19 protein-coding genes are annotated in these 15,657 nt (G+C 71.6%); 12 read left to right on the forward strand and 7 right to left on the reverse strand.

Features of this window, described 5'->3' with window-relative positions:
* The first annotated feature begins 100 nt into the window (after nucleotides 1-100).
* The 5 genes from VFO26_RS08060 (at nucleotide 101) to VFO26_RS08080 (ending at nucleotide 7,133) form a co-directional block, all read left to right on the forward strand.
* Entirely contained in the window at nucleotides 101-811 is a 711-nt protein-coding gene (locus tag VFO26_RS08060; RefSeq protein WP_325114421.1) for a metallophosphoesterase family protein, read from the forward strand.
* Between the two features lie 67 nt (nucleotides 812-878).
* The gene (locus tag VFO26_RS08065; RefSeq protein WP_325114422.1) at nucleotides 879-5,426 is read left to right on the forward strand and encodes a SpoIIE family protein phosphatase; all 4,548 of its coding nucleotides are present in this window, start codon (nucleotides 879-881) and stop codon (nucleotides 5,424-5,426) included.
* On the forward strand, nucleotides 5,423-5,782 hold the full coding sequence (locus VFO26_RS08070) for an STAS domain-containing protein (RefSeq protein WP_325114423.1): 360 nt from the start codon (nucleotides 5,423-5,425) through the stop codon (nucleotides 5,780-5,782). The genes VFO26_RS08065 and VFO26_RS08070 overlap by 4 nt, the downstream gene beginning before the upstream one ends.
* Before the next feature lie 35 nt (nucleotides 5,783-5,817).
* The gene (locus tag VFO26_RS08075; RefSeq protein WP_325114424.1) at nucleotides 5,818-6,855 is read left to right on the forward strand and encodes a magnesium transporter CorA family protein; all 1,038 of its coding nucleotides are present in this window, start codon (nucleotides 5,818-5,820) and stop codon (nucleotides 6,853-6,855) included.
* Nucleotides 6,856-6,923: 68 nt separating this feature from the next.
* Nucleotides 6,924-7,133, forward strand: coding sequence for a hypothetical protein (locus VFO26_RS08080; RefSeq protein ID WP_325114425.1), 210 nt, complete (start codon nucleotides 6,924-6,926; stop codon nucleotides 7,131-7,133).
* A 231-nt stretch (nucleotides 7,134-7,364) separates the two neighbouring features.
* Here VFO26_RS08080 and VFO26_RS08085 read toward each other — a convergent pair whose 3' ends face one another.
* Nucleotides 7,365-7,748, reverse strand: coding sequence for a thioredoxin family protein (locus VFO26_RS08085; protein ID WP_325114426.1), 384 nt, complete (start codon nucleotides 7,746-7,748; stop codon nucleotides 7,365-7,367).
* Between the two features lie 63 nt (nucleotides 7,749-7,811).
* A complete protein-coding gene (locus tag VFO26_RS08090) occupies nucleotides 7,812-8,327 on the reverse strand; it encodes an isochorismatase family cysteine hydrolase (protein WP_325114427.1) in 516 nt (171 codons plus the stop codon).
* 100 nt (nucleotides 8,328-8,427) lie between these two features.
* Here VFO26_RS08090 and VFO26_RS08095 point away from each other — a divergent pair, with 100 nt between their 5' ends.
* The 6 genes from VFO26_RS08095 to VFO26_RS08120 all read left to right on the forward strand — a co-directional run bounded on the left by VFO26_RS08095 (nucleotide 8,428) and on the right by VFO26_RS08120 (nucleotide 12,760).
* Nucleotides 8,428-9,144, forward strand: a complete 717-nt coding sequence (locus tag VFO26_RS08095) for a DUF72 domain-containing protein (RefSeq protein WP_325114428.1) — start codon at nucleotides 8,428-8,430, stop codon at nucleotides 9,142-9,144.
* A gap of 74 nt (nucleotides 9,145-9,218) precedes the next feature.
* Nucleotides 9,219-9,635 carry a hypothetical protein gene (locus tag VFO26_RS08100; RefSeq protein WP_325114429.1) on the forward strand — a complete coding sequence of 139 codons (417 nt, stop codon included), beginning with the start codon at nucleotides 9,219-9,221 and terminating at the stop codon, nucleotides 9,633-9,635.
* Nucleotides 9,632-10,258: a UdgX family uracil-DNA binding protein gene (locus VFO26_RS08105; protein ID WP_325114430.1), complete on the forward strand. Its 627-nt coding sequence runs from the start codon at nucleotides 9,632-9,634 to the stop codon at nucleotides 10,256-10,258. The genes VFO26_RS08100 and VFO26_RS08105 overlap by 4 nt, the downstream gene beginning before the upstream one ends.
* 212 nt (nucleotides 10,259-10,470) lie before the next feature.
* Nucleotides 10,471-10,698 carry a DUF6458 family protein gene (locus VFO26_RS08110; protein WP_325114431.1) on the forward strand — a complete coding sequence of 76 codons (228 nt, stop codon included), beginning with the start codon at nucleotides 10,471-10,473 and terminating at the stop codon, nucleotides 10,696-10,698.
* A 62-nt stretch (nucleotides 10,699-10,760) separates the two neighbouring features.
* Nucleotides 10,761-11,120 (forward strand): STAS domain-containing protein, encoded by a 360-nt coding sequence (locus tag VFO26_RS08115; protein WP_325114432.1) that lies wholly within the window; start codon nucleotides 10,761-10,763, stop codon nucleotides 11,118-11,120.
* Between the two features lie 11 nt (nucleotides 11,121-11,131).
* Nucleotides 11,132-12,760, forward strand: a complete 1,629-nt coding sequence (locus VFO26_RS08120) for a helix-hairpin-helix domain-containing protein (protein ID WP_325114433.1) — start codon at nucleotides 11,132-11,134, stop codon at nucleotides 12,758-12,760.
* Nucleotides 12,761-12,763: 3 nt separating this feature from the next.
* Here the strand turns inward: VFO26_RS08120 and VFO26_RS08125 are convergent, their stop codons facing one another.
* Nucleotides 12,764-12,931: a hypothetical protein gene (locus VFO26_RS08125; protein WP_325114434.1), complete on the reverse strand. Its 168-nt coding sequence runs from the start codon at nucleotides 12,929-12,931 to the stop codon at nucleotides 12,764-12,766.
* Between the two features lie 169 nt (nucleotides 12,932-13,100).
* On the opposite strand from VFO26_RS08125, the gene VFO26_RS08130 reads away from it, so the two are divergent.
* Nucleotides 13,101-13,601, forward strand: a complete 501-nt coding sequence (locus tag VFO26_RS08130) for a ferritin-like domain-containing protein (protein ID WP_325114435.1) — start codon at nucleotides 13,101-13,103, stop codon at nucleotides 13,599-13,601.
* An 87-nt stretch (nucleotides 13,602-13,688) separates the two neighbouring features.
* Here the strand turns inward: VFO26_RS08130 and VFO26_RS08135 are convergent, their stop codons facing one another.
* Genes VFO26_RS08135 through VFO26_RS08150 form a run of 4 tightly spaced genes read right to left on the reverse strand, consistent with a single transcriptional unit; the run spans nucleotide 13,689 to nucleotide 15,617 of the window.
* On the reverse strand, nucleotides 13,689-14,108 hold the full coding sequence (locus VFO26_RS08135; RefSeq protein ID WP_325114436.1) for an ATP-binding protein: 420 nt from the start codon (nucleotides 14,106-14,108) through the stop codon (nucleotides 13,689-13,691).
* Complete coding sequence (locus VFO26_RS08140) at nucleotides 14,105-14,860, reverse strand: SigB/SigF/SigG family RNA polymerase sigma factor (protein WP_325114437.1); 756 nt, start codon at nucleotides 14,858-14,860, stop codon at nucleotides 14,105-14,107. Before VFO26_RS08140 ends, VFO26_RS08135 begins: the two co-directional genes overlap by 4 nt.
* A gap of 5 nt (nucleotides 14,861-14,865) precedes the next feature.
* Nucleotides 14,866-15,249, reverse strand: coding sequence for a hypothetical protein (locus VFO26_RS08145; RefSeq protein ID WP_325114438.1), 384 nt, complete (start codon nucleotides 15,247-15,249; stop codon nucleotides 14,866-14,868).
* Nucleotides 15,246-15,617: an STAS domain-containing protein gene (locus VFO26_RS08150; RefSeq protein WP_325114439.1), complete on the reverse strand. Its 372-nt coding sequence runs from the start codon at nucleotides 15,615-15,617 to the stop codon at nucleotides 15,246-15,248. The genes VFO26_RS08145 and VFO26_RS08150 overlap by 4 nt, the downstream gene beginning before the upstream one ends.
* Between the last annotated feature and the right edge of the window lie 40 nt (nucleotides 15,618-15,657).

Here is a 15,657-nt window from a genome sequence, read left to right on the forward strand (position 1 = left end):
GGGTCTCCTGGTCGCGGGGATTCTCCCACAGGCCGTGCGATGCACGGGCAGGCGGCGTGCGGCTCGGTAGGACGGATCCCGAAGCGGGTACTCCCCCTGGATGAGCGGATTGTCGATCGCCGCGGTGGGCGACCTCCATGCCTCCGAGGAGCACCGCGAGCGCCTCGAACGCGCCTTCGCCGACTTGACCGGGGCCGACCTGGTCCTGCTTGCGGGCGACCTGACGACGCACGGCCTGGTCGAGGAGGCACGTGTCCTCGCGGACGCGTGTGGGAAAGCCGAGGCGCCCGTCCTCGCGGTGCTCGGGAATCACGACCACCATGCGGGGCTCGCCGCGGAGATCGAGGACGTCCTGGAGCAGGCGCACGTCCTCGTCCTGGACGGCCGCCATGCGGTGCTCGACGTCGCCGGGATGGAAGTCGGCGTCGTCGGGACGAAGGGATTCGTGGGCGGCTTTCCCGGGGCCGAGATCGCAGATTTCGGCGAGCGCCTGCTCCGTGAGGTGTTCGCGGAGACGTCGCGCGAGGTGGCGGCGTTGGAGGCAGGGCTCGAGGCGATCGCCGGCTGCGAGCGGCGCCTCGTGCTCCTCCACTACGCGCCCGTGAGCGAGACGCTGATCGGCGAGCCGGAAGGCATCTGGGCCTTCCTCGGGTCGGGCCGCCTCGCCGCGCCGATCGGCGCCCACCGTCCCGATGCCGTCTTCCACGGCCACGCGCACCACGGCAGGCCGACGGCGGCGATCGGGACGGTCCCGGTCCACAACGTGGCCCGGCAGGTGATCGGAGGGGACTTCCTGGTCATCCACATGTGAGGGTGGCGACGGGGCCTCGAGCCCGGCGGGGAAGCCCGGCGGAAGGCGTGTGCTAGGACCCTTCACCGTGACGACGGGCACACCCGCCACGAGGCTCATCGGCCTGATCCTCGTCGCGCTCGTGCTCGTGGCGAGCATCGCGATGGCGGCCCTGGCCTGGGACAAGTCCCGCGACGACGCCCGGATCGAGGACGAGCGTGCGGCCCAGGCCGCCCGGGAGGCGCTCCGCGAGAGCGTCGGCCGCGTCCTGACGAGCCTGGGGGCGGCCGACGGGCTCGTGACGGGTCGCGGCGGCGTGGACACATCGAGCTTCGTCGCCTTCGCGCGAGCGGTCCAGTCGATCCGCTCGACCGACGCTCTCGCGCTCGCGGTCGTCGTGCCCGCGGAGGGACGGGCGGCGTTCGAGGATGCCGCCAAGCACACGATCACCGATCTCGTCCGGCCCGGGACGTTCGTTCCCGCCGGGGAGCGCCCGAGATACGTCGCGATCTCGGCCGTCTGGCCGGACACCGGGGAGACCCGTGCGCTCCGGGGCTTCGACCTGACGAGCGAGCAGGTCCGCCGGAACGCCGTGCTGCGCGCGCACGCCACGCGGCAGACGGCCCTCACGAGCCTCGTCCCCTTCGGCCTGGGAGACGACGGCTTTCTCGCCTTGAAGCCGCTCTACCCACGCGAGGATGCCGCGGATCCCGTCGCGTACGTCGTCGCCTGGTTCAGCACGACCGTGATCAGGGGGGTGCTGGAGAGGCTCGCTCCCGACCACCGGGTCTCACTCTCCGTGGACGGGGCGAAGCTGTACGAGACGGAGTCCCCGCCGAACGAGGGTGTCACGAGGTCGCTCTCGCTGGGCGGCCGGGTCTGGACGGTCACCGCGCGGGCGGGGGAGCCCTCACGCGAGACGGCATATGCGATCCTCGCAGGCGGACTGGTGCTCGCGCTGATGCTGGGATCGTTCGCCGTCTCGCGGGAGTCGTCCGAACGCCGACTGCTGCGCGCGAACGACGCCGAGCGCGAGGCACACGAGCGGTCGAAGCTGCTCGAGCGGCACGCCGGGAACCTGGTGGCCCCTGCGACGGCCCGGGACGTTGCCGCCGTGACCGTCTCCGACCTCTCCGACGCAGGGGTCGAGATCGTCGCGGTCCAGCTCGTGCACGGCGATCGGGTGGAGACGCTCGCCGCAACCGGCGTCGCCCCCGACGCAGGCGGCGGCCTGAACCGGTTCCTGCTCGACCCGTCCACGCCGGGAGGGGAGGCGATGCGCTCGGGCGAGATCGTCGAGGTGGCCACGGGCGAGGAGTACGACGAGCGCTTTCCGCAAACCGCCGCCCTCCGCCAACAGCAGCGCATCCACTCCGTGATCGCGGTCCCGCTGCTCGACACGGACGGCACCGTGCTCGGTGGGGTCGTCGCGGCGTCGAGGCGACCGGGCTGGCTCGTGCCGCGGATGCGACCCGTCGTGACCGGTATCGCGGAGCAGTCCGGTGTCGCCCTGGAGCGCGCGCGCCTGCGGTCGGTCGACGACGAAGCCAGGCGGCGGGCAGACATCCTCCAGCGTCTCGTCGCCGCACTCTCGGCTGCGGCGCTCCCCACGGAGGTGGCGGAGGCGGCGGTGCCCTACCTCTTCGAGGCGTTCGGGGCGAGCCTCGCCACGGTCGGCGTCGCCGCGGGCGGCGACGTGAGGACGCTCAAGGTCCCGGCCCGCGCAACCGCGGGCGACTGGGAATGGAGACCGGTTCCCATCTCGACGTCGACTCCCACCGCCGACGCGATGCGGGCGAAGCGGGTGATCGAGCTCCACGGCCCTGAGCGGATTCGCGAGCTCTATCCGCCTGACGTCGAGCGGCTGCTGCAGGGCATCGTCTCCATGCTCGTCGTCCCGCTGCCCCGTCAGACGGGCGCCGTCGGGGTCGCGTTCGCGGAGAGCCGCACCTTCGACCACGGCGAGCGTGCGATGCTCGACGCGATCGCCGAAGAGCTCACCCAGGCGCTCGAGCGCTCGGCTCTGCTCGAGCGGGAGCGGGACGCACGCCTGCACGCCGAGCTGATGGAGCGCAATGCGTCGCGGCTGGCGGCCGCGACCACGGTCTCGGACGTTGCGAGCGCGACCGTGGCGGAGTTCCAGGCGCTCGGGGCGGACGTCGTGTTCGTGTGGGAGCTCGGCACCGCGTCACAGCTCGAGCTCCTGGACGCGTCCGAGGTGCCCGAGCAGACGCGGGAACGGTTCGGGGTGTATCCGCTCGAGCTCGGTGGGCTGGTCTCGGAGTCGATGGCGACCGGGCGGCTGGCCATGGTCGCGACCGCCGAGGAGTTCGACACGCGGTATCCGGAGCTCAGCCACGAGCGGGAGCGACTGGGGGTCGAGTCCCTCGCCGCCGTGCCCCTACGCGCTGCGAGCGGGCAAGCGGTCGGGGCGATCTTCGCGGCAGCGAATCGGCAGCACTGGCTCGACCACGACCGTTCCCTGCTCCTGCTCGGTGTGGCCGAGCAGACCGGCGTGGCACTCGAGCGGGCGAGGCTGTTCGAGACCGAGCGCGAGGCGCGCCGCCTCGCCGAGCTCCTCGAGCGGAATGCGGCGCATCTCGCCGCCGCCATGACGGTGAGGGACATCGCCTCGTCGACCGTGGCCGATCTCGAAGCAGCGGGCATCGGGCGCGCGATCCTCCATGTGCGCGGCGGCGACGGGATGGACCTGATGGCTGCGGCGACGATGTCGCAGGAGGAGGTCGAACGGCTGTCGCCGGCGCCGATCGACGGGGACACGCTCGTCGCCGAGACGCTTCGCCGGGGCGTGACGATCGACGTCGCGTCCGGCGACGAGCACGATGCCCGGTTCCCGGGGTCGGCGTTTCTCCGGCGGCGGCTGGCGGTGGAGGCCGTTCTCTCGGTCCCGCTCCGCGCGGCCGACAGGCGGGTGATCGGCGTGCTCGCCGTCGGCTCTGCAGACAGTCAGCCGTGGAGCGAGAGCACCCGTCAGGTGATCTTCGGCGTCGCCGAGCAGTGCGGCCTCGCGCTCGATCGCGCCCAGCTGCAGGCGGAGGCCGAGCAGGCTTCGTCGGCCCACTCGTTCCTCGCCGTGCTCGGAGAGTCGCTCGAGCGGGCGACGACAGCGAAGGAGCGGGCACGGCGCCTCGTCGAGCTCCTGATCGAGGAGCACGCGACGTTCGCGGCGATCCATCTGGTCGATGCGGACGGCTCCGCGGAGCTCGTCGTCAGCGGAGGCTCGCGTCCGGCGCAGCTCGACAGCGACGATCGCTGGGCCGATTGCGTGGAGAAGGCGATCTCGACGGGGCGCGAGGTCAGCCCGGACGGCGGCCGCACCGAAGCGGACCCGACCGGCGCGTCACCGACGCTGCTCGTGCTGCCGCTCCGTGCGCGCGGGCACGGCCTCGGAGCGATCACGGTGCGGATCGCCCGAGGGCCGCACTGGAAGCCGATGATCGCCCCCGCGTTGGCGCGGGAGGTGGCGGCCCGCGCCGCGGTCGCACTCGACAACGCGCTCCTGTACGAGCGGGAGCGAGAGGTGTCCCACACGCTGCAGCTCGGCCTGCTCGGCGGCGCGCTGCCGACCTTCGACGGGGTGGTCGTGTCGGCCGCCTACAGGGCCGGCACGGCCGCGCTCGAAGTGGGAGGCGACTGGTACGACGCCTTCCGCCTCGAGTCCGGCCGGATCGCCCTGGTCGTGGGGGATGTCGTCGGTCACGGCCTCGAGGCGGCCGTGGCGATGGGGCAGCTGCGCGGCGCGGTCAGCGCCCTGGCGCAGACGGCGCCCCCCGCGCTTCTGCTGGAGCGCCTCGACGCATTCGTGGAGACCGTGCCCTCCGCCGCCACCGCGACGCTGGCATACGTCGAGCTCGACCCCGAGACCGGCTACATGCGGTATGCCTGCGCGGGACACCCGCCTCCGCTGATCGTCTCGCCGCAGGGCCCGACGCGGTATCTCTGGGAGGGACGCTCGGCGCCGCTCGGGTCGATGCTGGGCGACGCGCGTTCCCAGGCGGAGACGCAGCTCGCCGAGGGGGAGACGCTCCTGCTCTACACGGACGGGCTCGTCGAGCGGCGCGGAGAGAGCATCGACGCCGGTCTGGAGCGCCTCGCGCACGCCGTGCGGCTCGCGGCTTTCGGCAATTCCTCGCTCGCGGACGACATCTCCGACCAGCTGCTCGAAGGACACGAGCAAGACGACGATGTTTGCGTTTTGACGGTTCACCGCACCCCAACAGCAGGCATGTTCAGCTATTCCTTCACCGCCTCCCCGTCCGAGCTCGCGCGGCTGCGCGAGCGCCTGCGCGGCTGGCTCGACCAGAACGACGTGGACGACGAGGTCGAGCGGGGCGTCGTCCTCGCCGTCTCCGAGGCGGCGGCGAACGCCGTCGAGCACGCCTACGGCTGCGACGGGGCCGGTATCGTGACCGTCATGGCTCGCATCGACGGCGAGCGTCTGGACATCGCGGTCCGCGACGAGGGGACCTGGTCGGAAGACCACGGCCAGGCCGATCGCGGCCGCGGGCTCTCGATCATGCGGGCGATCGTGGACGAGCTGTCGGTCGGACGGGAGAACGGCGCCACGGTCCTGCGGATGAGCCGCGCAGTGAGAGAGGGCGCCGCCTCGGCATGAGCGGCGCGATCGTCGACATCTTGCGGGAGGACATCGAGGGCGTCGACGTCCTCACCCTCGACGGCGAGGTCGATCTGACGAACGCCGACGTGCTCCAGGAGGCCGTCGAGGCCACGACGGCCCCCGCCGTCGTTCTCGACCTCACCCGCCTGGCATACCTCGACAGCTCCGGAATCCGGGCGATCGACCGCGGGAACCGGCTGCTCGCAGCCGAGCAGCGGCAGCTGCTGATCGTGTCTCCCCCTCATACGGCGGCCGACTGGACGTTCCGGGTCGCGGGCTTGAGCGATGACATGCGGCGGGGGAGCCTCGACGCCGCCCTGGCCGCCGCCCTGGCGAGCGCGCACAGGCGCTAGGGGTACGAGGGGGGCCGACCGGGTAGACCCCGAGCATGGCAAGCCCCCGTTCCGCTCCACCCTCTGCCGAGCCTGCTTCGCCCTCGGGTGCGAGCGGGGACGAGTCCGACGGCGGGGTCGGGCTGCTCCTCTTCAGCGGCGACCAGGCCGAGCGACTCTCGAGCCTCGACGACGTGCCCGCGCGGCTGGGCGGGTCCAGGCTCCTGTGGATCGACGTCGGGGCGACGTCGGAGGAGACCGCCGCCCGGGTCGCGGATGAGCTCGAGCTCGACGACGAGGCTCGCCGGGCCCTTGTGTCATCCACGAAGACCGCGTCCTTTCGCGACGCCGGGCACTTCATCCACGTGACCGTGCATTGCCCGGGCGGGAGCTCTTCGAACGACCTGATCGAGGTCGAGTGCATCGTCGCCAAGAACTGGGTCGTGACCGCCCACAACCAACCCGTCCCGGTGCTCGACGACTTCCAGGAGCTCGCCTCCGGATCCGGCCCGACCGGTGAGCTCGACGGGCCGTCGTTTCTCGCGGCGCTGCTGCAATGGGTGCTCAACGAGTACTCGATGGCCTTCGAGCGGGTCGAGGAGGAGCTCGAGGAGTTCGACGAGCGGGCGATGCGCGGCAAGCGCAAGCCCGAGGACGAGATCGAGGAGCTCGTCCGCCTTCGCCGGGAGGCGAGGCTGCTCAAGGGCGCGCTGATCGCGCACCGTACGCCTTTCCTCGCACTCACCCACCGCGTGCTCGAGGCCCGGGACGACGACGCGGCGGCCGACCGCTTCCAGGCGCTGTTCGACCGCTACGAGGTGACTGTGCAGAACGCCCGCGATGCTCGCGAGAGCATCGTCAACTCGTTCGACGTCCTCATCGCCCGCACGGGCCACCGGACGAACGAGATCATGAAGATCCTGACCCTCACGTCCGTCATCCTCCTGCCCGGCGCGCTGCTCGCCGGAGTCATGGGGATGAACTTCAAGGTCGGCTTGTTCGACCATGCCATCGTGTTCTGGTTCGTCCTGCTCGCGATGCTGATGATCGCGGCGGTGACGCTCGGCGTGGCAAAGCTCCGGCACTGGCTCTGAGCGCATCGGCTGCGGGGGCGCGCAGCCAGGGCCGTTTCGCTGCGTGCGGCCCCGGGTATCTCACGGGCATGGTCGACGAGACCCGGACCACGCAGCGGGAGACCGACGCGGCCGACTCGGCGGAGCCGACTGATCCGGCCGGGCCGACGGAGACCGCCGTTGCGCGGGGTCGCGCCTCGGGGACCCCGTTCATGCTGCTGGGTGGGGTCGCACTCGTCATCTGGGCCGTCGTGGCAATCGTCGCGGCCGCGCTGCTGCTCGTGTGGTGGCTCGTCTGAGAAAGGAGAACTGACGTGTACATCGGTGTCGGAACGCTCGTCGTCATCCTGATCATCATCCTGCTGATCGTCCTGCTCTAGGCACGCCAGGGGGGATCCAGCCGGCCGCTCCGGCGGGCGAAGGCGCCTGCCGGAGCCGGCTGCTCGCGGTCATCGCTGGGCGGGCGGCCGCGAGCCGTCCAGCGGCCTGACCGGCTGACGTCCTCGAGAGGGGCCCGGGCCCTTTCTGGGCTACGCGCGGGTCGCGATGTGCGGGCCGATCAGGCGCGTGATGTCGTTCCCGGTCGCCCGGCCCTCGAGGCGGCCGAGGATCTCCCGTCCGCGGAGGAGGACGAGGGACGGCACGGTCGAGACCTCGAGCGCCTCCGCCAGGTCGGCGTGACGCTCTGCGTCGATCTCGACCACGCGTAGGCGCTTCTTCTCGGTCACCCCGACCCACGCCACGAGGCTCGACATCCGCCTCGCGGGACCCGAGCGACGATTCGAGAAGAAGAGCAGGACGGGACGATCGTCGCCCTCGCGCGGTCCACTCGGTGCCCGGATCTGGCTCGGCGCATCCATCCCTCCTATGGGTACCCAGGGCATGGCTCGCAAAACGCGGAGGCAAGGCGCCATCGCCGGGGCGGTCGGCCGGGAATCCGGGTCGGACGTCGTCGGGGACGACGCAGGGTGCGCCTTTCAGGCTTCCACGAAGACGCCCGCGACCTCCCTGAGGTACTCGAGCGCGATCCGCTCCAGGCGCTCGTCGACGCAGGCGCACGCCCCGGCGAGGACGGTCACCTTGAAGCCGAGCTCGCGGGCCGCGATCGCCGTCTGGGTGACGCACATCTCCGTCGCCATGCCGGCGAGCAGCAGGCGCTCGACCTCGAGCTCTCGCAGCAGGATCTCGAGCGGGGTCGAGTCGAACGCGGAGTACCGAGGCTTGAGAACCACACGGTCACCCGGTCTGGGCGCCACCGTGGCGACCAGGTCGCCGCCTCGGCCTTCCTCGATCGCGCTTCGTACGAGACCGGGAGCGTCGCCGTCCCAGCGTCCCCAGTCGTCGTTGGCGTAGGCCACCGGGATCGTGCCACGGGCGCTCTCGAGCTCAGTCTCGAGCCTCGCGTGTCGTCTCCGGAAGGACGCCAGCAACGCGTCACCGTCCTCGTGCTCGAAGTCGTTGACGACGTCGATCAGAAGAAGCGCGTCCCTCACCGAAGCGCGGATACCCGCGCCGACCAGCTGGAAACCGCCTGTCGGCCCCAAGGGGCCGCGCGCGTTTCGGTCACGCTCGCCTCGGGGAACGCTCGGCCGGATGGTGCGCATCGGTTGCTCCGGCTGGAGCTACGAGCACTGGCGGGGGCGCCTGTACCCGGCCCGGGGCACGACCGGGCGCTGGCTCGAGCTGTACGCGAAGCTCTTCGACACGGTCGAGGTGAACGCGACCTTCTACCGCCTCCCTCAGGCCAAGGCCGTTGCACGCTGGGCCGAGGCCACGCCGCCCGGTTTCTGCTTCGCGGTCAAGGCCAGCCGCTACCTCACGCACGTGAAGCGCCTCAGCGAGCTCGAGGCCGGGGTGCGCAGGTTCGAGGAGCGGCTGGAGCCTCTGCGGGCCGCGGGCAAGCTCGGCCCGTTCCTCTGGCAGCTCCCTCAGACGTTCCAGCGTGACGACGACCGCCTCGCGCGTGCTCTCGAGCTGCTCCCGCCGGGCCGGCACGCGTTCGAGTTCCGGCATCCGAGCTGGTTCGCGGACGACGTCTACACCCTCCTCGGGGACCAGGGGGCCGCGCTCGTCGTCGCGGATCGCGCACCCCGCCCGCCGACGCCGTGGGTCGACACCACCGACTGGACGTATCTGCGGTTCCACCGGGGCCGTGCGCGGGAGGGAGCGTACGGGCGGGAAGCGTTGCGGCGGTGGGCCCGTCGGATCGAGGACGCCCGGGGAGACGTGTACGCCTACTTCAACAACGACTGGGAAGGGTTCGCGGTCGAGAACGCCCGCACACTCATCCGGCTGCTCTCCCACGGCTGACCGCTGCGGAGTTTGCCGTCCACGGCGCGAGGGCACACAGAGGCGTGCCTGCGTATGGTCCTCGTCGGGCGTCCGTGGCCGGTGGGAGTCGGCCTTCGACTCCCGGGAGCAGCCGGCAGCTGATCGGGCTCCAGGGTGCGTACTACGTCGCGACGGGCGCGTGGGCGATCGTCCACCGGCGCAGCTTCGAGGCGGTCACGGGACGCAAGACCGACTACTGGCTGGTTCGCACGGTCGGGCTGCTCGCGGCCGCCATCGGCGCATCGCTTCTCGTCGCGGCGACACGCGAGGAGCGACCGTCGCCGGAGGCCGTGGCGCTCGCGGGCGGGTCGGCGGCGTCGTTCGCGCTCGTCGACGTCGTCTACGTGTGGCGCCGGCGGATTTCCCCGATCTACCTCGCGGACGCGGCGCTCCACGCGCTCCTCGCTGCGCTGGCCCTCGCGGCGCGGCCCGGATCGCGTGGCCGCGCGCTGCCCGGAGCCATGGCATGACCGCTGTCGCGACACGCTCGCGCGAGCTCGAAGCCGTCCGGCGGGACGCCGCCGACTGCCGGCGCTGCGACCTGTACCGGCACGCGACGCAGACCGTGTTCGGCGAGGGGCGCCCCGACGCGCCGCTGATGCTCGTCGGAGAGCAGCCGGGCGACGTGGAGGACGAGGAGGGGCGGCCCTTCGTCGGCCCCGCCGGCCTGCTGCTGCGGGAGATCCTCACGGAGATCGGCGTCGACGAGCGGCGGCTCTACGTCACGAACGCCGTCAAGCACTTCAAGTGGAAGCCGAAGGGCGCGCGGCGGATTCACGACAAGCCGAACTGGACCGAGATCCGCGCGTGCGACCACTGGCTCCGGCTCGAGCTCGCGCACGTGCGGCCGAAGCTCGTCGTCTGCCTGGGCGCGACGGCGACGCAGGCGCTACTCGGTCGAGAGGCCCGGGTGACCGCGCTGCGGGGCCGTGTGGTGGACGTGCCGGAGCTCGAGGAGCCGGTCCTCGTCACGATCCACCCTTCGGCGGTCCTGCGGGCGGGCGACCGGCGCCACGAGATGCGGGCCCAGCTCGTATCGGACCTGGCGATCGCCCGTGACGCCCTCCGCGCACCCGACGCATTGCGCCACTAGCTGGAGCGACCCCGAATCGGTCGGTCGGGGCGGCCGGCCGGGTGGCGATCGGGCGGTGAGGGCCTTGCCCCGGCGGCCGCCTCCGTTCCCGCGCGTTTCCCGCCTCCGGTGTTCTCCAAACCTCTCACGCGGACCGTCGGCACCGACGCGAGGGGTGTCGAGAGAGCCGGATCGGGGTATCACCCAGCCTCAAGCGAGCGAGGAGAAGAGCAATGGGCATAGGCGTCAGCCTCATATTGATCGCGGTCGGGGCCATTCTCACCTGGGCCGTCACCGCGGAGGTATCCGGCGTCGACATCAACACCGTCGGCGTGATCCTGATGGTCGTGGGCGCAATCGGGGGGCTCATCTCCCTGGCGTTCTGGTCGAGCTGGGGCGGCTTCGGCGGCACCCGGCGTGAGACGGTCGTCCGCGACAGCGATCGGCTGGTCGAACGGTAGGTCGAGCCGGCACAGAGCCGCTCCCGGGGGCGCCATGCGGCGCCCCCGGGCATGATGCAAGCGTGTACGAGCCGCTCGAACTCGACTCCGGGGCCGGAATGGCCGTTTTGACCCTCCGCGGCGAGCTGGACGCGCACGATGCGCCGCGGCTGAAGGACCTGCTGAGCGGCGCCCTCGAGCGGCTCGGTGGCACCGACGACCCGTGCCTCGTGCTCGACCTCACGGGCGTCGCCTTCCTGGACTCGACCGCGCTCGGGACGATGGTGGGGGCGCTGCGCCGGGTGCGCGAGGCCGGCGGCGAGATGCGAGTCGTGTTACCCGAGACGCCGGCACGGCGTATTTTCGAGATCACGGGCCTCGAAGACGTGCTCGCCGTCTACGCGTCGCGCGAGGCCGCCCTCGAGGCGGAGCCGGCGGGCTGACCGTCGGTGCGGTGCAGGCTCCTGACAACGACGTCGTCGCGGAGCGTCTCGAGGCATTCGCCGCGCTGCTCGAGCTAGCCGGCTCGAGCTACTACGCCGCCCGCGCCTACCGCCGCGCCGCCCAGACCGTCAGGGAGACCAGGGCCTCGGTCGCAGAGCTCGCGTTGAGTGGTCGCGTCGGCGAGCTCCGGGGCATCGGGCCGGGGATCGGCGCGCGCGTCCGGGAGCTTGCCGAGACAGGGCGGATCGCCGAGCTCGACGAGCTCGAGCGCACGGTGCAACCCGAGCTCGTGGCGCTGGGGCGCCTGCTCGGGGTTGGGCCCGAGCGGATGCGCGAGATCGCCCGCGTTCTCGGGGTGAGGACGGCCGACGAGTTTCGCGCCGCCGCGCGCGAGGGACGTCTGCGATCCGTACCCGGAATCGGGCCGAAGACCGAGGAACGGCTGCTCGCCGGGCTCGAGCGGCCGCGCGAACGGCCTCGCCGCGCGGTGCTGCTCCACCGCGCGCAGGCACTGGTCGGCGAGATCGCGAGCGCGCTGGGAGGGTCGATGGCCGGCGACCCACGGCGCCACGCGGAGCAGTGCTTCGAGCTGTCCGTCGTCGTGGCGGCGGACCAGCCGCGCCGCGTCGTCGATGCGTTCGAGCGCCTGCCGCCCGTGATCACGCTCGTCGAGCGCGCCGAGAGGCGCGCCGTCGGCGTCACGGTCGAAGGCGTCTCGGTCGAGCTGTTCGTGCCCGAGCCGTCCAGCTTCGGCACGGAGCTGCTCAGAGCGACCGGAGCGACAGCCTACGTGGAGGCTCTCGAGCCTCTCCCCATGGCCGCCGACGAGCGCGAGGTCTACGCGTCGCTCGGCCTGCCCTGGCTCCCACCCGAGCTCCGCGAGGAGCCCTACTCGGGAGACCCTCCACCCCTCGTCCAGCTGTCCGAGATCCGCGGTGACCTCCACTGTCACACGACCTGGTCGGACGGGCGCGCCTCCGTGCTGGAAATGGGGGCCGCGGCCCGCGATCTCGGCTACGAGTACATCGCGATCTGCGACCACACGCGCAACGTCCGCGTCGTGCCCGGGCTCGATGCCGACGACGTGCGGCGCCAGGGCGAGGAGATCGCGGCGGCGAACGAGGAGCTCGCACCCTTCCGGATCCTGCGCGGGATCGAGGCCGACATCCTCCCGGACGGCTCGCTCGACCTCCCCGACGACGTGCTCTCCGAGCTCGATTGGGTGCAGGTCAGCCTGCACGCAGGCCAACGCGAGCCACGCGACCGGATCACCAAGCGGGTCCTGGAGGCGATGCGGCATCCGTCCGCCTCCTGCCTGAGCCACCCCAAGGGACGCATTGTCAACCACCGGCCGCCGAACGCCCTCGACCTCGAAGCGGTCTGCGAGGTCGCCCTGGAGACGGGTGTGGCGCTCGAGACGAACGGCCTTCCCGATCGACTCGACCTGTCGGGAGCCGATGTCCGCCACGCCGTCGGGGCGGGCGTCGCGATTGTCGCGTCGACCGACGCCCACTCGCTGCGCGGCCTGTCGAACATGCCTCTCGCGGTCGGAACGGCACGCAGGGGCTGGGCGACCGGCGCCGACGTCCTCAATACGCGCTCGCTCTCGAGCCTCGCCGCGCTCCGTCCGCGGCCCTGAGGCTCAGTACCACCGGCCCTTCGCGAACCCACCGAAGGCGACGAGCCCGATCAGGGCGAGGATGATCCCCACCCAGAGGCTCCAGACGATCGCGACGATGATCCCGGCGATCACGAGAATGCCTCCCAGGCCGATCCCGGCGGCACCCCGGCCGGCTGTTCCATCTGCCATGTCCACGCTCCTCGGTCGATGGTCTCGCGCCACTGCTCCGGACGCGGGTCTGGTGCGATCATCCCGCGTTTCGCGGCGTCGGCGCAACCCGGTTCCGTCGCGGCGAGTTACCCGCCTGCGGGAAGCGGGTACGCCGGAGTCTCCGGACCGACGAGAGAAAGGATCGACTGTGTCGCAGATCACGAACCCCCGGGAGCTGTTCCTCCACGAGCTCGGCGACATCCTCTACGTGGAGCGCGCGCTCGCGAACGAGGTGCTTCCGAAGCTCATCTCCGAGGTGCAGGACACGGAGTTCAAGGAGGCGCTCGAGCAGCATCTCGAGCAGACCCGCGGCCACATGGCCAACCTCAAGCAGGTGTTCGAGGAGCTCGGCGAGGCTCCCCACGCCGAGCAGTGCATCGGCTTCGACGGCCTCAAGGCGGAGCACGACAAGCTGGTGGAGGAGTCGTCCCCCGAGCTGATCGACTCGGTCGACCTCGGCGCGGCGGCGCGGACCGAGAACTACGAGATCGCCGCCTACGAGGGGCTGCGCCGGATGGCCAAGGCGATGGGCGAGGACCGTGCCGTCGACCTGCTCGACACGAATCTCAAGGAAGAGAAGGAGGCCTTGCGGCTCGTCGAGAAGATCTCGACGCGGGTGAGCAACGAGAGCGCCAAGGCGCTGGCCTGACCTTCACCGCGGGCCTCGGGGGCGGCGAGCAGTGGGGCACATGCTCGCGCCCCCTCGGCCCGCCGTCGCGTCGCCGTAGGGCGCGAGTCAGGCCGGCAGGAGACGCTTGCGCATGAGGACTAGGGTGCCCTGCGCCTCCGCCCGCGCGCCGATCTCGAGCTCGTCCACGAGCGCATCGATGATCGCCAGCCCCATGCCGCCCTCCGAGAGCTCGTCCGGGGACGGCTCGGGGGGAACCGCGCCCGACGTGATGCCGGGGCCTTCGTCCTCGACGCGGATCTCGATCGAGCCGGGCTCGACGGCGTAACGGACACTCACGACGCCCTGACCCGAGGGGTGGGCGTGGCGGATCGCATTTCCGCAGGCCTCCGTCACGGCGAGCTTGAGGTCCGCGAGGGCGGTCTCGTCGATCCGCACCTCACGCGCGATGCCCGCCAGCGCGAGGCGTGCCAGGATGAGGTACTCGGTCTTCGCGGGGATCACGAGGGTCACGGTGCTCGCGCTCACGGCACCTCGTCCCCGATCGAGTCCTCCAGTCGGCCGCGCATGGTGTGGAGCGCACGGCGCAGCAGCCGGGAGACATGCATCTGGGAGATGCCGATGCGGGCGGCGATCTCGGACTGGGTCAGCCCCTCGAAGAAGCGAAGCTCGACGATGCGGCGCTCCCGCTCGTCCAGGGCGGCCAGGCCGGCCTCCACGAGAACGCTGTTCTCGACGTCGTGGAAGCCTTCGTCCTGCGAGCCGAGCACGTCCTGCATCGTGTCGTCGTCGCCGCCGCGGCCGAGCGGCTGGGAGAGCGACCGCGTGGAGTACGCCTCGGAGGTCTGGAGCGCCTCGACCACCTCGTCCTCCTCCGCCCCCGTGAGCTCGGCCAGCTCCGCGATCGTCGGCGCGCGGCCGAGCTCGGCCGTCTGTGTCTGGACCGCGCGCGTCAGCCGGACGCTCAGCTCCTTCATCCTGCGCGGCACGTGGAGGGCCCACGCGCGGTCACGGAAGTGGCGCTGGATCTCGCCGACGATCGTCGGGACCGCGTACGTCGTGAACTGCACCTGACGCTCGGTGTCGAAGCGCTCGATCGAGAGCAGCAGGCCGATCGAGCCCACCTGGACGAGGTCTTCCTGCGGCTCCCCGCGACCGGAGTAGCGGGCGGCGAGGCTGCGGACCAGTGGCATGTAGCGCTCGACCAGCGCGTCCCGTGCCTGCTCGTTGCCGGCCCGGTATTCCTCGATCAGGGCGACGAAGTCGACGTCCTGGGTCAACGGGCTCATCCTCCTTCGGCCCGATACGCGGCGGAGACGACGAGCTCGATCGTCGCCGCCTCCCCGTCCGCGCGCTCCTCGACGGTGTCGACGAGGCGTGTCAGCACCCGTCGGAGCCCGGGGTCGGCGAGCTGTCCGGGTGGGAACGCGCCCAGCCGAACGAGCAGCCCGGAGGAGGTCGCCTCCGCCTCGAGCCGGACCGAATCCCCGATCGGACCCTGCATGAGGAGGCTCTCCATCGCGAGCAGCAGGTCGTCGACGCGATCGATCGGGAGCTCGAAGCGCGCCGCGACGCCCCCGAGGACGAGCCGCCCTACGCTCCGGTACCCGTCGGCGGCCGGGAACTCGACGGTGGTGCGGTCGGCGTGCCGCGAAAGCGCTTCGCTCACGCGCCACCGCCCGCAGATTCGCGGGCGCTGTCGCGGTCACCGTGCAGCGAGAAGACGCGGTCGAGCAGCGTGATCTCGAAGATGCGCCGCACGTGCGGGTCGGCGCAGACGATGCTGACCTTGCCGCCCGAGGGCCGGAGCCGCTTGACGGCGCCGAGCAGGACGCCGAGGGTCGTCGAGTCGACGAACGTCGCCTCGGAGAGGTCGACCACGAGGCCCTTGGCCCCTCCGTCGAGTGCAGCGCCGATCGCGGAGCGGAGCTCGGGGGCCGTGTGCAGGTCCGCCTGGCCGTGGACGGCGATAATGACCACCTGGCCGTCAGAATCAATCGTCTCGACCCCGAAGTCGGTCGATTCGGTTTCGCTCATCCCCGTCCTCATCGCCGCTTTCGAACGCATACCCCGTTCG

The organism is Gaiella sp. (genome assembly GCF_035710885.1).
In the GTDB taxonomy this organism is placed as follows: Bacteria; Actinomycetota; Thermoleophilia; order Gaiellales; family Gaiellaceae; genus Gaiella.